The following is a 14,931-nucleotide window of genomic DNA, read 5'->3' as shown; positions in this document are numbered from 1 at the left end:
GCGGACGGGTCGCGCCCCTCGCCAGGGCTCAGCCGTGCGCCTGCTCGAGCGCCTGCTCAGCGCGCTCCGGAGCACCCTCGGCGAGTCCGCGGTCGATGCTGCGACGCGACGCGAGCCACATGACTACGCCGACGAGGAACACGATCCCCTCCGTGATCGTCAGGGCCCAGATGATGCCGGGCAGGCCGAACCAGAGGTTGCCGAGGATCACGATCGGAATGAACAGCACACCCTGGGAGATCGACATGACCGTCGCCGGGAGCGCTCGTCCGGTGGCCTGGAACAGCGAGGTGATGAGGCCGGCGAACCCGTTCGCGATCATCGCGACGAGCTGTGCCGTGAGGATGCTGACCCCGATCGCCAGCACGGAAGGGTCGGGCACGAAGGCGCCGAAGACCTGGTCGCGGAAGACGTAGACGACGGCGGAGAAGAGCAGCGCGATGCCGCCCACGGTGATGGCGGATGCGCGCACGGCACTCATCAGGCGCCGGCGGTCGCCGCGTCCGTACGCGTAGGCGAGCAGTGGGAGCACGCCGAGCGTCACCCCCATCAAAAGGAACTCGGGCACCTGCGCGATGCGCACCGCGACGCCCATGGCGGCGAGTGGGCCGTCTCCATAGGCGGCAGCCAGGTTGTTCAGGACCAGCGACGTGACGATGAGGAATGCGGACTGCAGCAGTTCGCCGATTCCCACGCCGAACACCGGCTTCAGCACCGCCGACGAGAGCGTGAACCAGCGCGGCGCGAGGCTCACGTGCTCGCTGTTGCGCTGCAACCAGACGATGAAGTAGACGACGACCGCGAGATTCGAGACACCCATCGCGAGCGCGGCGCCGGCCACACCCCAGTGCAGCACGAGGATGAACAGCACGTCGAAAAGCAGGTTGGCGATCGTGGAGGCGATCAACCCGACCATGACCTGGCGCGATGCACCTTCTGCCCGCACGAGTTGCTCGAGGCAGAAGGCCGCGGCGAGCACGGGCACGAAGGCGAGCATGACCCCGACGTAAGCGCTCGTCGCGTCGGCGGCGGCGGCATCCGCCCCGAGCAGCGCCACGAGCGGATGCAGCAACGACAGGCCGACGCCTCCGACTACCGCTCCGGCGATCGCGGAACCCCAGACGGCGAAGGAGGAGACCCGCTTGATCTCACCGGCTTTCTCTGGATCGTGCTCGGAGGCGCCGAGAAGGCGGGAGATGAGTGCGCCGCCGCCGACGCCGAACACGCCACCGACGGCCATGACGAGGCCGAGGACCGGCGTGCCGAAGGTGACGGCTGCCAGAAGCGCACTGTCGTGGAGCGAGCCGATGAAGCCGGCGTTGATCACGTTGTAGACGGCTCCGACGATCATCGCGGCAGCCATCGGCACGCAGAGGTGCAGGAGGGCACGGAGGATCGGGGCCGTGGAGAGATACCAGCGGTTGCTGCCGACGGCATCCGATTCGGCGGGGGTTTCGAGGGCGATGGTGCTCATGACTGCTCCTTTCCGGGCAGCGCGGAGCCGCCGGGTACGTTCGAGGGCGCGCCGACGAGCGCCGGCACGGCGAGGGGAATGCAAGCGCGGCTGTGCCGCGAGAGGGCGAGGAGGAACGCGTCGAAGACGCGCGCTCGGCTAGGGCCGAGTGGGTTGCGGCAGGTGCGCGGTGATCTTTCTGAGCAGCGTGTTCAGCGCGGCCCGCTCGTCGTCGTTCAGAGGGGCGAGGATGCTCTCATCGGCCTGCGCCATGGCGGCGTCGAAGCCCGCGATGAGTTCTGCTCCGGCGGGCGTCGCTGAGACTCGCTTGCTCCGTTCATTGCCACCCTCCGTTCGACGTTCGATGAGACCGCGTCGTTCGAGCCCCTGCAGCAGGCTCGACACGCTCGCGGCGCTGGTGCGCGTCATCTGGGCGATGTCGCGCTGAATGGAACCGGGATTCTGGACCAGGAAGCCCAGTGCGAACGCCTGCTCATGGGTGAGCTCGCGCGCCCGAATCCAGTCCTCGCCCGCCTTGCGTTGGGCCCAACCGATCCAGCGCACCAACTCCAGGCCGGTGCTGGTTCCCATCGATCGCTCGCTCATATTAGAAGTATGACTGTTAGATCTCTAACTGTCAATCGGCGCTCGCAAGGTCTCGAACCCGCAGTTTTTGTGGGCGTGAGAGCCGCAGCACCCGCGATTTCTGCGAGCTCAGTGCGGGAGTACCCGCCGATTCTGCGTACTCGGCAGTCTGATACAGCCCTGAAGTGACGCAGCAGGTGATCGATCAGGGGGTCGCTAGCGACGAGGGTCCTACCGCACAAGAGTCAACAGCGTCGCCAACCCCACTATGACGAACGGTGGCACGACGTGGGCGAAGGTTCCGTAGAAGTGCCGTGAATACCCCACTCATCAGGCATTTCAGAGCGGAGACGGAGGGATTTGAACCCTCGGTTCCCGTGAGGGAACTCCACCTTAGCAGGGTGGTGCACTAGGCCGAACTATGCGACGTCTCCCGATGCTCGCACGCGAACATACGACAGCAATCATAACCACAGATCGGTGGCCGCCAGAATCGGCCGCGGCCAGCATCCGCCGCATCCCGGGTCATCGGATGGAGCGGAGGGCGTGGGATTCGAACCCACGAGACATTTCTGCCCACCAGTTTTCAAGACTGGCTCCATCGGCCGCTCGGACAGCCCTCCATGGTTGTCGCTCGCCCTTCGCCAGGCTCGGGGAACGAGCCGGTTCGAGGAACGATCAACCGCGGTGAGTCTAACGGATGCGGCGCCGCCGCTACTGGTCGTCGAGGGTGCGCCCCACGCTGCAGGTCTGCTCCGCCGCCGTCTGACCCGTGATGCTCTCGGGCAGTTGAACGGGCTCGGATGGCGCGGCCGTCTGGCCGGGTTCGGTCGGGGCCGGTTCGCTCGGGGCCGGTGCGGCTGGCGTCTCGGGAGTGGCCGACGGCCCATCGGTCGCCTGGCTCCCCTCACCTGTCGCGCCGGGGATGATCGGCTGGTCGGCCGCGAGGGCCTGCATGAGAACGTCCGCGTCATCCTCCCGCGGGCGCAGCCCGCCATCGGCCGCGTAGCTCGGATACTGCACGAAGCTCACGTGGTCGAGCGGGATGTCGGCGAGCGCCTTCGCAATCGACACCATGGTGGTGATGTTGTTGAGCGACGTCGAGAGGGTCATGTTGTCGGCGGCCGCCTTGGCCAGCCCGTAGAGCTTCAACGGGTTCGTGAGGGTGTCGTTGCTCTTGATGGTGCGAGCGAGCGAAGCGAGGAAGACCTGCTGGTTCGAGATGCGCGCGGTGTCGCTCCCCGTGGCGATGCCGTGCCGGGTGCGCAGGAACTGCAGGGCGTCGATGCCCTGCAGGGTGTGCATTCCGGGGTCGAGGAAGAGCCCGGTGTACTCGTCCTCGATCTTCTCCGCGACGCAGACCGGCACTCCGCCGACCGCGTTCGACATGGCCACGACGCCGTTGAACTCGATGGTGGCCGCATACGGAATCTCAAGACCCGTGAGCTGGCTGATGGTGCGGGCCGTGCAGGCGAGGCCGCCGTAGGAGAGGGCGGTGTTCAGCTTGTCGGTGCCGCCGTCACTGCCCGGGGCATCCTCGGCCTCGGAGGCATCGCACTCGGGGATGCGCACGAACAGGTCGCGCGGAAAGCTCACGACCGTCGCGTTCGAATGGTCGTTGGCGATGTGCATGAGCATGGTCACGTCGCCGAGGTGCTCGCCGCGGTCGCCGTACTGGGGGTCGCCCTGTCCACTGTCGCTGCCGACGACGAGCAGGTTGACTCCGCCGGGGATGGCGCCGATCTCGGGAATCGGCAGGGCACTGGGCGTTCCACTCGGGCCCGCGATGGGGTCCAGGTCGATCGTCGGCTTGATGGAACCGGTGACGCTGGCCAGCGCGATGGCGACGACGGATGCGCCGCTCACCAGCAGCACGCAGACCGCGATGCCGAGCAGTCCCAGCAGGGTCGACATCGGCTTGGAGGGCCGCAGGCGGCCGTGGCGCACCAGGTCGCTCAGCGGGGACCTCCGGTGAAGGATGCGAGCGCGTGCGCGAGGCCGTCTTCGTACACGGTTCCCGTCACCTCGGTGGCGGCGCGCTTCACCTCGTCGGGAGCCTGCCCCATGGCGACGGCGCGGCCATGGGCTCCCGCCCAGCGGAACATGTCGATGTCGTTCCGTCCGTCACCCACAGCGAACAGTCGATCGAAGGGGATGTCGAGTGATGCCCGCACCTTCTCGAGCCCGGTCGCCTTATTCACGCCCTCGGGCGCGATGTCGAGCCAGGCCGTCCAGCCGATGGCGTAGGTGACGTGATGCAGGCCCATGCCCTCGACGATAGTGAGGAACTCCTCGAGATCATGGTCGGGAGACACGACCACGACGCGTGTCGCGGGCTGCCCGCTCAATTCGTCGAACTCCACCATGCGGGCATTGTCGAGATTCCACTCGGTCATGCCCTCGGTGTAGAGCCGGAAGCCGTCGGCGTGCTCCACGAGAAAGCGGCCCTGCGGCAACTCGGAACGGATGCGGCGCAGCACCGGTCCCGGATCGAACGTCTCGACCCACTCGCGGCGGTAGCCCGACGCCGCAGTGGGGTCACGGCGCATCACGATGGCGCCGTTCGCACACACCACGAACTCCGGCTCGAGGCCGAGCTCGCCCAGGATCTCGTGCGCCGTCTCCCAGCTGCGCCCGGTGGCCAGCAGCACCTCGTGGCCGAGCTCGTTCACCCGTTCCACCTCTTCGCGCACGAGCGGGCTGAGCGTCTCGTCCTCGTGGATGATCGTGCCGTCCACGTCGAGGGCGATGAGCCAGCGATGCTCGCCGGGGATCGCTCCGGGACCGCCCATCAGCGCACGACCGGCTGGAGCACCTCGATGCCGCCGAGGTACGGGCGCAGCGCCTCGGGCACGCGCACCGACCCGTCCGCCTGCTGGTGCGTCTCGAGCAAGGCGACGATCCATCGAGTGGTGGCGAGCGTTCCGTTCAGCGTGGCCGCCGGAGCCGTCTTTCCGCTCTCGGTGCGGTAGCGGGTTTCGAGCCTGCGGGCCTGGAAGGTCGTGCAGTTGCTCGTCGAGGTCAGTTCACGATAGGCGCCCTGCGTGGGCACCCACGCCTCGACGTCGAACTTGCGGGCGGCGCTGGAACCCAGGTCGCCCGCCGCGGTGTCGATCACCCGGTAGCTGAGCCCCAGCGCGCCGAGCATCTCCTCCTGCCAGCCGAGGAGGCGCTCGTGCTCGGCCTCGGCCTGCTCGGGAAGGGTGTAGACGAACATCTCCAGCTTGTTGAACTGGTGCACGCGGATGATGCCGCGGGTGTCCTTGCCGTGGCTGCCGGCCTCACGCCGGTAGCAGGTCGACCAGCCGGCGTAGCGCAGCGGACCTTTGGAGAGGTCGATGATCTCGTCGGAGTGGTAACCGGCGAGGGCGACCTCGCTCGTCCCGGTGAGGTAGAGATCGTCGTCGGGCAGGTAGTAGATCTCATCGGAGTGCGCGCCGAGGAAGCCCGTGCCCTGCATGATCTCGGGCTTGACGAGCGTCGGGGTGATGAGCGGCGTGAAGCCGTTGCCGAGCGCGCGATCCAGCGCCATCGACATGAGGGCCAGTTCGAGCCGGGCGCCGATTCCCTTCAGGTAGTAGAACCGTGCGCCGCTCACCTTCGCCCCGCGCGTCATGTCGATCGCGTCGAGCAACTCGCCGAGTTCGAGGTGATCGCGCGGTTCGAAGTCGAAGCTCGGGATGCCGCCCACCTCGCGCAGCGTGACGAAGTCGTTCTCGCCGCCTGCGGGCACGCCCTCGATGATGACGTTGCCGATGCCCCGCACGATCTCATCGAACCGGGCCGCCGCATCCGTCGCCTGCTGGTTGGACTCCTTGACGCGGGCGGCGAGCTGCTGCACCTCGGCCACCAGCGCCTTCTTCTCATCGCCGGAGGCCTGCGCCACGCGCTTGCCGAAGGTGTTCTGCTCGGCGCGCAGCCGCTCGAACTCCGAGATGGCCGCCCGCCGGGTGGTGTCGGCGGCAAGCGCCTCATCGACGAGCTGAGGGGAGTCGCCGCGCGCCTCTTGCGAGGCCTTGATGAGGTCTGGGTTCTCGCGCAGGAGGACGGGATCGATCACGCGGATCAGTCTACAATCGCCCATTTGACGGCCGAGGTCGCTCTTGCGGGGCGCGGGAGCGCATGCCGTACCGTAGTGCTCGTGTCCGCCCAACCGGAAGTACGCCGTGCGGCCGTCGTGGCGAACCCGACCAAGGTCGACATGCAGCGGCTGCGCATCGCCGTAAATTCCGCCGCAGCGGCAGCCGGGTGGGGCGAGACGATCTGGCTCGAGACGACCATCGAAGATCCGGGCCACGGGATCGCGGCGCAGGCGGTCGAAGCAGGGGCGGCGATGGTGCTGGCCGTCGGAGGCGACGGCACGGTGCGCGCCGTCTCTGCCACTCTGAGGGGAAGCGAGATCCCCCTCGCCCTCGTGCCGCAGGGCACCGGCAACCTGCTCGCCCGCAACCTCCGCCTGCCGCTGGGCGACCTGACGGCTGCCGTGCACATCGCCTTCGCCGGCGAGACCCGGTCGGTCGATGTCGGCGTCGCGTCGGTGACCACCGAGCACGGCGAGCAGGAGGAGCACGCCTTCGTCGTCATGGCCGGCATCGGCATCGACGCCGACATGATCGCCAATGCCGACCCCCAACTCAAGCGCAGGGTGGGCTGGCTCGCCTACGTCGACTCCGGGGTGCGCGCCATCCCGAAGGCCACGCGCTTCCGCATCCGTTACCGCTTCGATGACCCCGAGCTGCACCATGCGCACATCAGTTCCATCCTCATCGGCAACTGCGGGGTGCTGCCCGGCAACATCCTGCTGTTCCCCGAGGCCCGCATCGATGACGGCGTGCTCGACATCGCCATGCTGCAGCCCAAGACCCTCTTCGGGTGGCTCGACATCTGGCGACGGGTGACCTGGGAGAACCGGGTGCTGCGCCGCTTCTCGGTGGGGCGCCGCATCATCAGGCTCACGGATGCCGCCCGGCCGACCACCATGACGACGGTGCAGGGAGCGGGCATCACCGTCGACCTCGCCGATCCGCGCGTCTTCGAGCTCGACGGCGACGAGGTGAGCGTCGTGCGCACGCTGCGCGCCTGGGTCGACCCCGGCTCGCTGTTCGTGCGGGTGCCCGCACTGGCGGCGTAGCGCGGCGGTCAGGGCGCGGCGATCAGGGGACGACGGCCGGTGCGTGGGCCTCGAGCCACGGAAGGAAGGTTCCGAGGGCCCTGAGAGCGACCAGCCCGTGACCGGTGTCGGCGATCTTCTCGTAGGTCACATCCGCCCCGAGGCCGCTCTGCCGACCGACGAAGGCATCCGTGAGCCCCGGCCGCACGAGCGTATCCGTGTCACCCTGGGCCACGTAGAGGGGAATGCTGATCCGCTCGGCTCCCGGCGTGTTCTCGGCGAGCAGGCTCGCCCACGGCTCGGTCGTGGCCGGGTCGGCCGTGAGGAACGCCCCGACCAGCGGATCGGCGATGGCGTGCAGTTGCGCATTCTGGCCGAGCAGGCAGAGGGCGTTCATCTTCGGCACCGCCGCAGCAGCCGCGGGCGTGAGGATCTCGTCGAGGTCGGCGCCCGGCGTCGTGGGCCCGTAGACCTCGCTGTACGCCGCGAAGGCGTAGGCGCCGATGCTCACGCCGCTCACGTCGACGATGTCAGCCGTCAGGAGCGCGGCGAGGTCGACGGCCGGGGCGGCTACTCCCACAGCCTGCACCGCCAGCTCGGGCGCGTAACTGGTGGCCAGTTGCGCCGCGAAGAGGGCGGCCTGCCCTCCTTGGGAGTGCCCCCAGAGCGCCACACGCGATGAGGAATGCGTCGCGCCGAGCTTTCGCGCCGCTCGGGCGGCGTCGAGCACATTGCGGCCCTCTGTCTCACCGATGAGGTACGACGGCGGCCCGGGCAGTCCCATGCCGGAATAGTCGGTGGCCGCAACGACGTAGCCGCGCTTCAGCAGGTCGGTCAGGCCCTCGATGTCATCGAACGGGTCCACTCCCACTGAGGGACCGCATCGGGGAGCCGTACCGGTGGTCGGATGGGCCCACGAGATGACGGTGCGCCCACCGGAGGGTGCCGGCGCCGTCGGCGCGACGATGACGCCCGAGACCTGGATGTCGTCGCCGCCGAGGTCCGTCGAGTGGTACACGACGCGCCAGCCGCGGCTGCCGCTCGGCGGGTTGTCGATGACGTCGGCGCGCACGATCGATCCGGGTGCCGCCTGTTCCGCCGGCGCCGTCGGGCTCGCATAGAAGGGCGCATCCGTGCGTTTCTGCTCGAAGCCCTCGACGAGTCGACCCTCGAACGAGCACCCGGCGAGGGCGAGGACCACGGCGAGCGCCCCGGCGTGGGCCGCTCCACGCCTACGACGACCGATTCCCCGCAGCGCTCCGTGCATCTCAGCCCCTCCGAGCCCGCGAGCCGGAGGCCCAGCGCACGCCGTAGTACGCCACGAGTGCGAGGGTCGACGCGAACAGCAGGGTTGCGCACGCCGGAATCACGAGCACCTCGAGCACGTTGACCCAGGCCCAGTCGGTGTTCGCGTACTCCTGCTCGCGCAGCCGATCGGGCAGGGCCAGAACGAGGGCGACTCCCCCGCCGGCCACCCCGGCGAGCCCGAGCACTCCGGCAGCCCACAGTGCGAACTCCCAGGGGTTGCGGGGCGGCGTCATCGCGTCGCCCGCTCTCTACCGCGCCAGTGCAACGCGTGGAACAGGGTCAGGGCCACCATCGCGGCGAGCCCGACACCGACGGCCGTCGGCGCGACGGTCCACGCGGTCTGAATGAAGATGTCGCCGGCGGTGAGCGATGGCACGAAGCGCGAGGTGGGGGTGGAAGCGGCCTGCACGATGAACCACGCGCCGGCGACGACGAGGACGGCGCTGACCACCCAGAGCGCGATCAGGAATGGGTTTCTCCGATCAGGACCCGGATGCGTCGCGGCGTCCGCGTCCTCGGCGTCGGCGTCGGCGTCGAGGTCCGCGTCGGCTTCGGTCTCATCGACGACTGGGCGACCAGCATCCGGAGCAGGCCGGTCTCGGGCGGGCGGCAACACGCCGGGTGTTCCCACGCCGATGCCACCGGTCGGATTCTTCAGCGACGACGAGAACAGCGGGCGCTCGGAATCGGTGCCCCGCGCGGGCCGGTCATGTCGTTCCGGGTCGTATCCGCGCTGGAAGCGCGGGTCGAAGCGAGGGTCGATGCCCACCGGCCGAGGGGATTGCGCTTCCCCTTCATCCGCGCCCTCACCCTCCGGCTGCGGTTCGGGAACGTATCCGCGCTGGAACCGCGGATCGAAACGAGGATCGTAGGGTGATCTGACGTCGTCGTCAGCGGGCGTGGTCATCTCCGCTTCCCCTATATGCCGTTCTCGGCACCCGCGTCGGGTTCCCCGCTCAGGATGCCGCGCAGCCAGTCACGTGCCTCGATGAACACCCCGTCGTCATAGCGCGAGACGAACTCGATGGGGCGTTTGTCGGCGCGGGGGTAGGAGCCCAGGAAGATCACCTGGGGGCTGAATCGGCGCAGGCCGAGCAGCGCGTCAGCGACGCGTTCGTCGTGCAGGTGGCCGTCGGCGTCGACGACGAACCGGTAGCGCCCGAGGGCGTCGCCGACCGGACGGGACTCGAGCAGGCTCAGGTTCACACCGCGGGTCGAGAACTGCTCGAGCATCTCCAGCAGCGCGCCGGGGCGATCATCGGGCAATTCGACGATGAGGCTGGTCTTGTCGGCACCGGTACGCTCCGGGATGTCGCGGATGCGGCTGACGAGCACGAATCGCGTGACGGCGTTCGGGTTGTCGCCGATGTTCTCGGCCAGCACGACGAGATCGTGGTGGTCGATGATGCCCGGAGGAGCGATCGCGGCATCCGCCTGGCCGCTCTCGAAGAGCTCGGCCGCCGCCGCCACGTTGCTCGATGAGGGGATGTGGCCGTGCTCGGGCAGGGTCGCTTCCAGCCACCCGCGGCACTGGGCGTAGGCCACGGGATGCGCGTTGAGCACCTTCACGTCGGCGAGCGTGGTTCCGGGTCGCGCGACGAGCACGAAATTCACCGGAACGAGGTATTCACCGATGATGCGCAGCCCTGGCACGCTCGCGAGCGCATCCTGAGTGGCCGAGACCCCGCCCTCGATCGAGTTCTCGATCGCGATCATGGCGGCGACGCTGCGCCCCGAGACGACGTCGGCGAACGCCTCACCGACGTTGTTCACGCTGCGCCAGTGCTTTCCGCGAGCGGCATCGACCTGGGCCAGTGCGGCCTCGGTGAACGTTCCGGCAGGCCCGAGGTAGCTGTAGCTCTCGGCGGCGGCGCTCACGTCTGGCATGCCGACAGCCTACTGAGCGCTGCAACCGCTCTCGATATCCACGGGGCCCGGGTGACAGACTGGGCTCATGACGGATCGCGCAGGAACGCCCGCAAGCCCTTCGGACCTCATCGACGTGGACGCGCTCATCCGCGCGTACCACGAGCTGCGACCGGATCCCTCGGTCGCCGAGCAGCGGGTGGTGTTCGGCACCTCGGGGCACCGCGGCTCCTCGCTCACCACCTCGTTCAACGAGTGGCACATCGCCGCGACCACGCAGGCGATCGTCGAGTACCGGGCCGGCCAGGGCATCAAGGGCCCGCTGTTCATCGGCGCCGACACGCACGCGCTCAGCGCTCCCGCCATGACCACGGCACTCGAGGTTCTCGTCGGAAACGACGTCACCGTTCTCGTGGACGCCTACGGCGACTTCGTGCCGACGCCCGCGCTCTCGCACGCCATCCTGACGTGGAACAACGATCCGGCCCACCGTTCGAGCGGCCAGACCGCCGACGGCATCGTCGTCACCCCGAGCCACAACCCGCCCTCCGACGGCGGGTTCAAGTACAACCCTCCGCACGGCGGCCCCGCAGACACGGATGCCACCAGCTGGATCGCGAATCGCGCCAACGAACTCATCGCCGACGAACTGCGCGGCGTGAACATGAGCGAGGCGAGCGCCGTGGAGACCTATGACTTCCGCGGCATGTACGTGGCCGATCTCGAGAACGTGATCGACTTCGACGCCATCCGTCGCAGCGGCATCCGCATCGGCGCGGACCCCTTGGGCGGCGCCTCCGTCGGCTATTGGGGAGCGATCGCCGAGCGCTACGGCATCGACCTCACGGTCGTGAACCCCACCGTGGATCCCACCTGGAGCTTCATGACGCTCGACTGGGACGGCAAGATCCGCATGGATCCCTCCAGCCCCTCGGCAATGGCCTCCGTCGTGAGACACCAGAACGAGTACGACATCCTCACGGGCAACGACGCCGACGCCGACCGGCACGGCATCGTGACCCCCGACGCCGGTCTCATGAACCCGAACCACTACCTCGCGGTGGCCATCGCCTATCTGTACGGGCACCGATCGGGATGGCGCACGGATGCCGCCATCGGCAAGACCCTGGTCTCATCGAGCATGATCGACCGCGTGGCGGCGAGCCTCGGCCGTCGGCTCTGGGAGGTGCCCGTCGGGTTCAAGTGGTTCGTGCCCGGGCTCATCGACGGATCCGTCGCCTTCGGCGGCGAGGAGAGTGCCGGCGCGAGCTTCCTTCGTTTCGACGGCACGGTCTGGACGACCGACAAAGACGGCATCCTGCTCGCGCTGCTCGCCTCCGAGATCCGCGCCGTCACCGGACAGACGCCCTCGCAGCTCTACGCCAAGCTCGTCGCCAAGCACGGCGACCCCGCCTACCAGCGCACGGATGCCGAGGCGACGCCCGCGCAGAAGTCGGCCCTGAGCAAGCTCGACGGCGACGCCATCGCCGCCACGGAACTCGCCGGGGAGCCGATCACGGCGAAGCTCTCGAAGGCTCCGGGCAACGACGCGGCCATCGGCGGCGTCAAGGTGGTCAGTGAGAACGCCTGGTTCGCCGCGCGACCCAGCGGCACCGAGAACGTCTACAAGATCTACGCCGAGTCCTTCCTCGGCGAAGACCACCTGCGTCAGGTGCAGGCCGAGGCCCGCGAGATCGTGGACGCCGCCCTCGGTGGCTGAGGGCCGCCTCCACCGGTGATCGCGTGAGGTGCCGACCTCAGCGGATGCTCCAGAACGCGATGCGCGCATCCGACCCGCCGGTGGCGAGCGCCTCGTCGACGTTCCAGAAGTCCATGTCCTTGGTGTGACCGCCGACCCAGACGCGGGTTCCCGAGTCGGTGTGCTCGACACGGGTGACGGTGGCGGTGTGATCCCAGTCCCCCGAGCCGTCCCAGTCGAACTGGGCGATGTCGCCGACCTTGAGGTCATCCCGCGTCTCACCGAGCAGCGTGGCACGCTCGGGATGCGCGGACAGGTAGCCGTAGAGCGCCGTCGAGCTCACCCACGAGGAACTCGTGGCGCCGCCTGCGTACCACCAGTCCGCATCCATCGACCAGCCCCGGGCGAGCAGGCCCTGGCTGGCGAAGTTGGCGCAGTCCGCGCCGCTGAGCTGCAGGTAATCCGGGTTGTAGTTGGACCAGTACGCCTGGATATAGGCGCTCTGCGCCTGGATGCCCGCGTCGGGTACGTAGGTGAAGGTGAGGGCCGGCGCCGCAGAGACCGCGACCGGGGAGTCCGCCGCCACGGTGGTTGCCGGGGTCAGGTCCACCGGCACTGGCGCGCCGCCGGCGTCGAGCAGGTCGATGCCGGCCGTGCCCTCGGCGTAGTGCACCGCCGAGGGCACGGTGAGCGTCACGGCATCCGGCGTAACGGATGCGAGAGCCGCCGCCTGGCCACCGACGCTGGCGGAGGCGACCTTCTCGAGGTTCGCTCCACTGAGGGTGATGGTCGTTCCGCCGGTCACCGGCCCCTGCGTCGCGACCGGGAGGGCGTCGATCACCGGGTTGCCGTCGTTGACCACGAACGGCAGACGCACCCGCGAGCCGAGGGCCGCGGCATCGATACGCGCACTCGGCTGGGACGCCGCCTGCTTCTGCCGGGGCTGCTGGGCGACGCTGGCCTGGGCGGAACCGTCCGAGCCCATGCCGAGCGTGAGGGCCCCGGCCGTGATGGCGAGCGCGAGACCGCATCCGGCCAGCACGGTGCCACCGGTGAATGACGACGGGCGCGCATGCCGCCCGCGCCGATGCCGCCGTGAGGCCAGAAGGGCGGCACGAGCGGTGAGGCTGGGCGAGGAGAGGACGGGCGAGGAGGGGGTGGTGCGGGTGGAACGAGTCACGTGAGAGAGATTTCGGGTCGCGTGCAAAGACCCGCAAGTGCACCACGCCGGAATGGGTGGGCCCTGCACGAACGCTCAACTTTTCATGGGAACGCATGAACCGCCGAGATGCCGCTTTTCGCGGGTGCCGGGCGCCTCGAGGCCACGAAAGGTGGCATGTCGACCACTCGGGTCGACGGTTCAGTAGGTCGGAGCGGCGGGCAGGCCGAAGAACTCCTCGAGCGTGGTGACACCGGTGTCGTGCATCTCGGTGGCGAGGTCGACCCCGATGTAGCGGTAGTGCCACGGCTCGAACTCGAACCCCGTCACCGGCACCTTGTCGGCCGGATAGCGCAGCAGGAATCCGAAGCGATACGCGTTCTGCGCCAGCCAGGTGCCCTCCTGAGTGTTCGCGAAGCAGGCGTCGAGCGAGCAGTTGCCGGACTCGGCCCCGATGTCGATCGCGAGGCCGGTCTGGTGCTCGCTGAAGCCGGGCCGTGCGGTGGACTGGTCCGCGGCATCCTGGCCGTGCGCGCCGACGTCCTGGTTGTAGACGCTGACCTGGGAGTCGTAGCTGCGGTACGCGCTGTTGGAGGCGAGGTGGAGACCCGCCTCGGCGGACGCCGCGGCGAACATGGCGACGAGCTGGGCCGAGGCCTCCGCCCGAAGCTGCGGGTCCCAGGTGTGCGCGACGGGCACGTCGACGAGGTCGGGGGGAACGAAGTCGGGGGGATTCAGCGCCCGCTTCTTGTCGGAGACCACCCAGATGCTCGCCGGGTCATCGATGGAACGCGCGTGCCTGTCGAAGCTCGGCGGGATCGCCGTCGGCGCTGCCGTCGATTGCGGCGCCGGACGCGGTGTCGGCGTCGCGCTGGGGGACGCCGTCCTCGTGCCGGTCGGGGGCGTCTGGGCCGCCGCATCCGTGAGACGCGCTCCCCACACCACGCCCCCGATCACCGAGAGCGCGAGCAGTACCGCCACGCCCGCCGACAGCACGATCAGGCGGTTGCGACGGACGCGCCGAGAAGGCGGTCCGGACGCACGTACTGGCATGCTCACAGGCTACTGCGGGCTCCGACGGTGTGGGCGCACCTCAGTCGGCGAGGCTCCAGTAGTAGACGGCCGCGCCGGGGTGGTCCTCGTGGATCGCCTTGTCGACATCGCGGTACTCCGAGTCATCCGTGTGCCCGGCGAAGTAGATCTTGGTTCCGGATGCGGTGTGCTTGACACGCGTGACGACGCCCGTGTGATCGCGGTCGCCGGAGCGGTCCCAGTCGAACTGCACGATGTCGCCCACCTTGACCTGATCACGCTGCTCGTCGGTGAGGGCGGTGGCCAGGTCGGGACGCGTCTTCAGCCAGTTGCGCATCGCGGTCGAACTGCGCCACGCGCTCGAGGCGTCGGCGATGTCGTCGGCCGAGTACCAGTCGTCGTCCTCGCTCCAGCCGCGAGCGATGAGGGACTGGCTGGTGAAGTTGACGCAGTCGTTGTCGTCGAGCACGCCGTAGTCGGGGTTGTAGTGCTTCCAGTACGTCAGAACGTAATCCAGCTGAGCCTTCACGGCCGGGGTTGCCGGCGAGTTGGACAGCGCGGCCGGCTCCGGCGCGCCTGCCGAGGGAGTCGGCCGCGGGCCATCCGTCGCGGGCGCGACGTGCGAGGTGCCCTGCTTCTCAGCCTCCGCTTGCGCAGCTCCCACCGAACATCCAGCCGTGCCGAGAAGAACAGCGACCGAAACGGTCAGGACAGCGGTA

At 68.8% G+C, this 14,931-nt stretch carries 14 protein-coding genes and 2 tRNA genes; 2 read left to right on the top strand and 14 right to left on the bottom strand.

Going from position 1 to position 14,931, the window contains the following annotated elements; genetic code table 11:
* Positions 1-28: 28 nt before the first annotated feature.
* The 7 genes from WDJ51_RS11500 to serS form a co-directional block, all read right to left on the bottom strand.
* Positions 29-1,474, bottom strand: a complete 1,446-nt coding sequence (locus WDJ51_RS11500) for an MATE family efflux transporter (protein ID WP_337852597.1) — start codon at positions 1,472-1,474, stop codon at positions 29-31.
* A gap of 138 nt (positions 1,475-1,612) precedes the next feature.
* Complete coding sequence (locus WDJ51_RS11495) at positions 1,613-2,059, bottom strand: MarR family winged helix-turn-helix transcriptional regulator (protein WP_337852596.1); 447 nt, start codon at positions 2,057-2,059, stop codon at positions 1,613-1,615.
* Positions 2,060-2,383: 324 nt separating this feature from the next.
* A tRNA-Ser gene (locus WDJ51_RS11490) sits at positions 2,384-2,472 on the bottom strand.
* Between the two features lie 104 nt (positions 2,473-2,576).
* Positions 2,577-2,661: transfer RNA gene (locus WDJ51_RS11485), tRNA-Ser, on the bottom strand.
* Positions 2,662-2,752: 91 nt separating this feature from the next.
* Positions 2,753-3,985 carry an LCP family protein gene (locus WDJ51_RS11480; protein WP_337852595.1) on the bottom strand — a complete coding sequence of 411 codons (1,233 nt, stop codon included), beginning with the start codon at positions 3,983-3,985 and terminating at the stop codon, positions 2,753-2,755.
* 8 nt (positions 3,986-3,993) lie between these two features.
* Positions 3,994-4,830 carry an HAD family hydrolase gene (locus tag WDJ51_RS11475; RefSeq protein WP_337852594.1) on the bottom strand — a complete coding sequence of 279 codons (837 nt, stop codon included), beginning with the start codon at positions 4,828-4,830 and terminating at the stop codon, positions 3,994-3,996.
* Positions 4,830-6,098, bottom strand: coding sequence for a serine--tRNA ligase (gene serS, locus WDJ51_RS11470; protein WP_337852593.1), 1,269 nt, complete (start codon positions 6,096-6,098; stop codon positions 4,830-4,832). The genes WDJ51_RS11475 and serS overlap by 1 nt, the downstream gene beginning before the upstream one ends.
* Positions 6,099-6,179: 81 nt before the next feature.
* On the opposite strand from serS, the gene WDJ51_RS11465 reads away from it, so the two are divergent.
* Positions 6,180-7,169, top strand: coding sequence for a diacylglycerol/lipid kinase family protein (locus WDJ51_RS11465; protein WP_337852592.1), 990 nt, complete (start codon positions 6,180-6,182; stop codon positions 7,167-7,169).
* 22 nt (positions 7,170-7,191) lie between these two features.
* Here WDJ51_RS11465 and WDJ51_RS11460 read toward each other — a convergent pair whose 3' ends face one another.
* The 4 genes from WDJ51_RS11460 to pheA form a co-directional block, all read right to left on the bottom strand.
* Positions 7,192-8,349 (bottom strand): alpha/beta fold hydrolase, encoded by a 1,158-nt coding sequence (locus WDJ51_RS11460; RefSeq protein WP_337852591.1) that lies wholly within the window; start codon positions 8,347-8,349, stop codon positions 7,192-7,194.
* 67 nt (positions 8,350-8,416) lie between these two features.
* A complete protein-coding gene (locus WDJ51_RS11455; RefSeq protein WP_337852590.1) occupies positions 8,417-8,689 on the bottom strand; it encodes a hypothetical protein in 273 nt (90 codons plus the stop codon).
* Positions 8,686-9,225, bottom strand: a complete 540-nt coding sequence (locus tag WDJ51_RS11450; protein WP_337852589.1) for a hypothetical protein — start codon at positions 9,223-9,225, stop codon at positions 8,686-8,688. Before WDJ51_RS11450 ends, WDJ51_RS11455 begins: the two co-directional genes overlap by 4 nt.
* Before the next feature lie 149 nt (positions 9,226-9,374).
* On the bottom strand, positions 9,375-10,343 hold the full coding sequence (gene pheA / locus WDJ51_RS11445) for a prephenate dehydratase (protein WP_337852588.1): 969 nt from the start codon (positions 10,341-10,343) through the stop codon (positions 9,375-9,377).
* Between the two features lie 67 nt (positions 10,344-10,410).
* On the opposite strand from pheA, the gene pgm reads away from it, so the two are divergent.
* The gene (pgm, locus tag WDJ51_RS11440) at positions 10,411-12,042 is read left to right on the top strand and encodes a phosphoglucomutase (alpha-D-glucose-1,6-bisphosphate-dependent) (RefSeq protein ID WP_337852587.1); all 1,632 of its coding nucleotides are present in this window, start codon (positions 10,411-10,413) and stop codon (positions 12,040-12,042) included.
* Between the two features lie 37 nt (positions 12,043-12,079).
* Here the strand turns inward: pgm and WDJ51_RS11435 are convergent, their stop codons facing one another.
* The 3 genes from WDJ51_RS11435 to WDJ51_RS11425 all read right to left on the bottom strand — a co-directional run bounded on the left by WDJ51_RS11435 (position 12,080) and on the right by WDJ51_RS11425 (position 14,876).
* Entirely contained in the window at positions 12,080-13,201 is a 1,122-nt protein-coding gene (locus WDJ51_RS11435) for an amidase domain-containing protein (RefSeq protein ID WP_337852586.1), read from the bottom strand.
* Between the two features lie 180 nt (positions 13,202-13,381).
* Positions 13,382-14,233, bottom strand: coding sequence for a M15 family metallopeptidase (locus tag WDJ51_RS11430; protein ID WP_337852585.1), 852 nt, complete (start codon positions 14,231-14,233; stop codon positions 13,382-13,384).
* A gap of 40 nt (positions 14,234-14,273) precedes the next feature.
* Positions 14,274-14,876 (bottom strand): amidase domain-containing protein, encoded by a 603-nt coding sequence (locus tag WDJ51_RS11425; RefSeq protein ID WP_337852584.1) that lies wholly within the window; start codon positions 14,874-14,876, stop codon positions 14,274-14,276.
* Positions 14,877-14,931: the final 55 nt, after the last annotated feature.

Origin of the sequence: Rathayibacter sp. YIM 133350, assembly GCF_037404875.1 — a bacterium.
Lineage (GTDB): Bacteria > Actinomycetota > Actinomycetes > Actinomycetales > Microbacteriaceae > Orlajensenia.
This window is presented reverse-complemented; position numbering and strand designations above follow the sequence as displayed.

What these genes read in the sequence shown, in the direction of transcription:
- WDJ51_RS11500 (WP_337852597.1), bottom strand. Translation starts at nt 1,474, where the DNA reads ATGAGCACCATCGCCCTCGAAACCCCCGCCGAATCGGATGCCGTCGGC.
- WDJ51_RS11475 (WP_337852594.1), bottom strand. Translation starts at nt 4,830, where the DNA reads ATGGGCGGTCCCGGAGCGATCCCCGGCGAGCATCGCTGGCTCATCGCC.
- pheA (WP_337852588.1), bottom strand. Translation starts at nt 10,343, where the DNA reads ATGCCAGACGTGAGCGCCGCCGCCGAGAGCTACAGCTACCTCGGGCCT.
- WDJ51_RS11455 (WP_337852590.1), bottom strand. Translation starts at nt 8,689, where the DNA reads ATGACGCCGCCCCGCAACCCCTGGGAGTTCGCACTGTGGGCTGCCGGA.
- WDJ51_RS11430 (WP_337852585.1), bottom strand. Translation starts at nt 14,233, where the DNA reads ATGCCAGTACGTGCGTCCGGACCGCCTTCTCGGCGCGTCCGTCGCAAC.
- pgm (WP_337852587.1), top strand. Translation starts at nt 10,411, where the DNA reads ATGACGGATCGCGCAGGAACGCCCGCAAGCCCTTCGGACCTCATCGAC.
- WDJ51_RS11495 (WP_337852596.1), bottom strand. Translation starts at nt 2,059, where the DNA reads ATGAGCGAGCGATCGATGGGAACCAGCACCGGCCTGGAGTTGGTGCGC.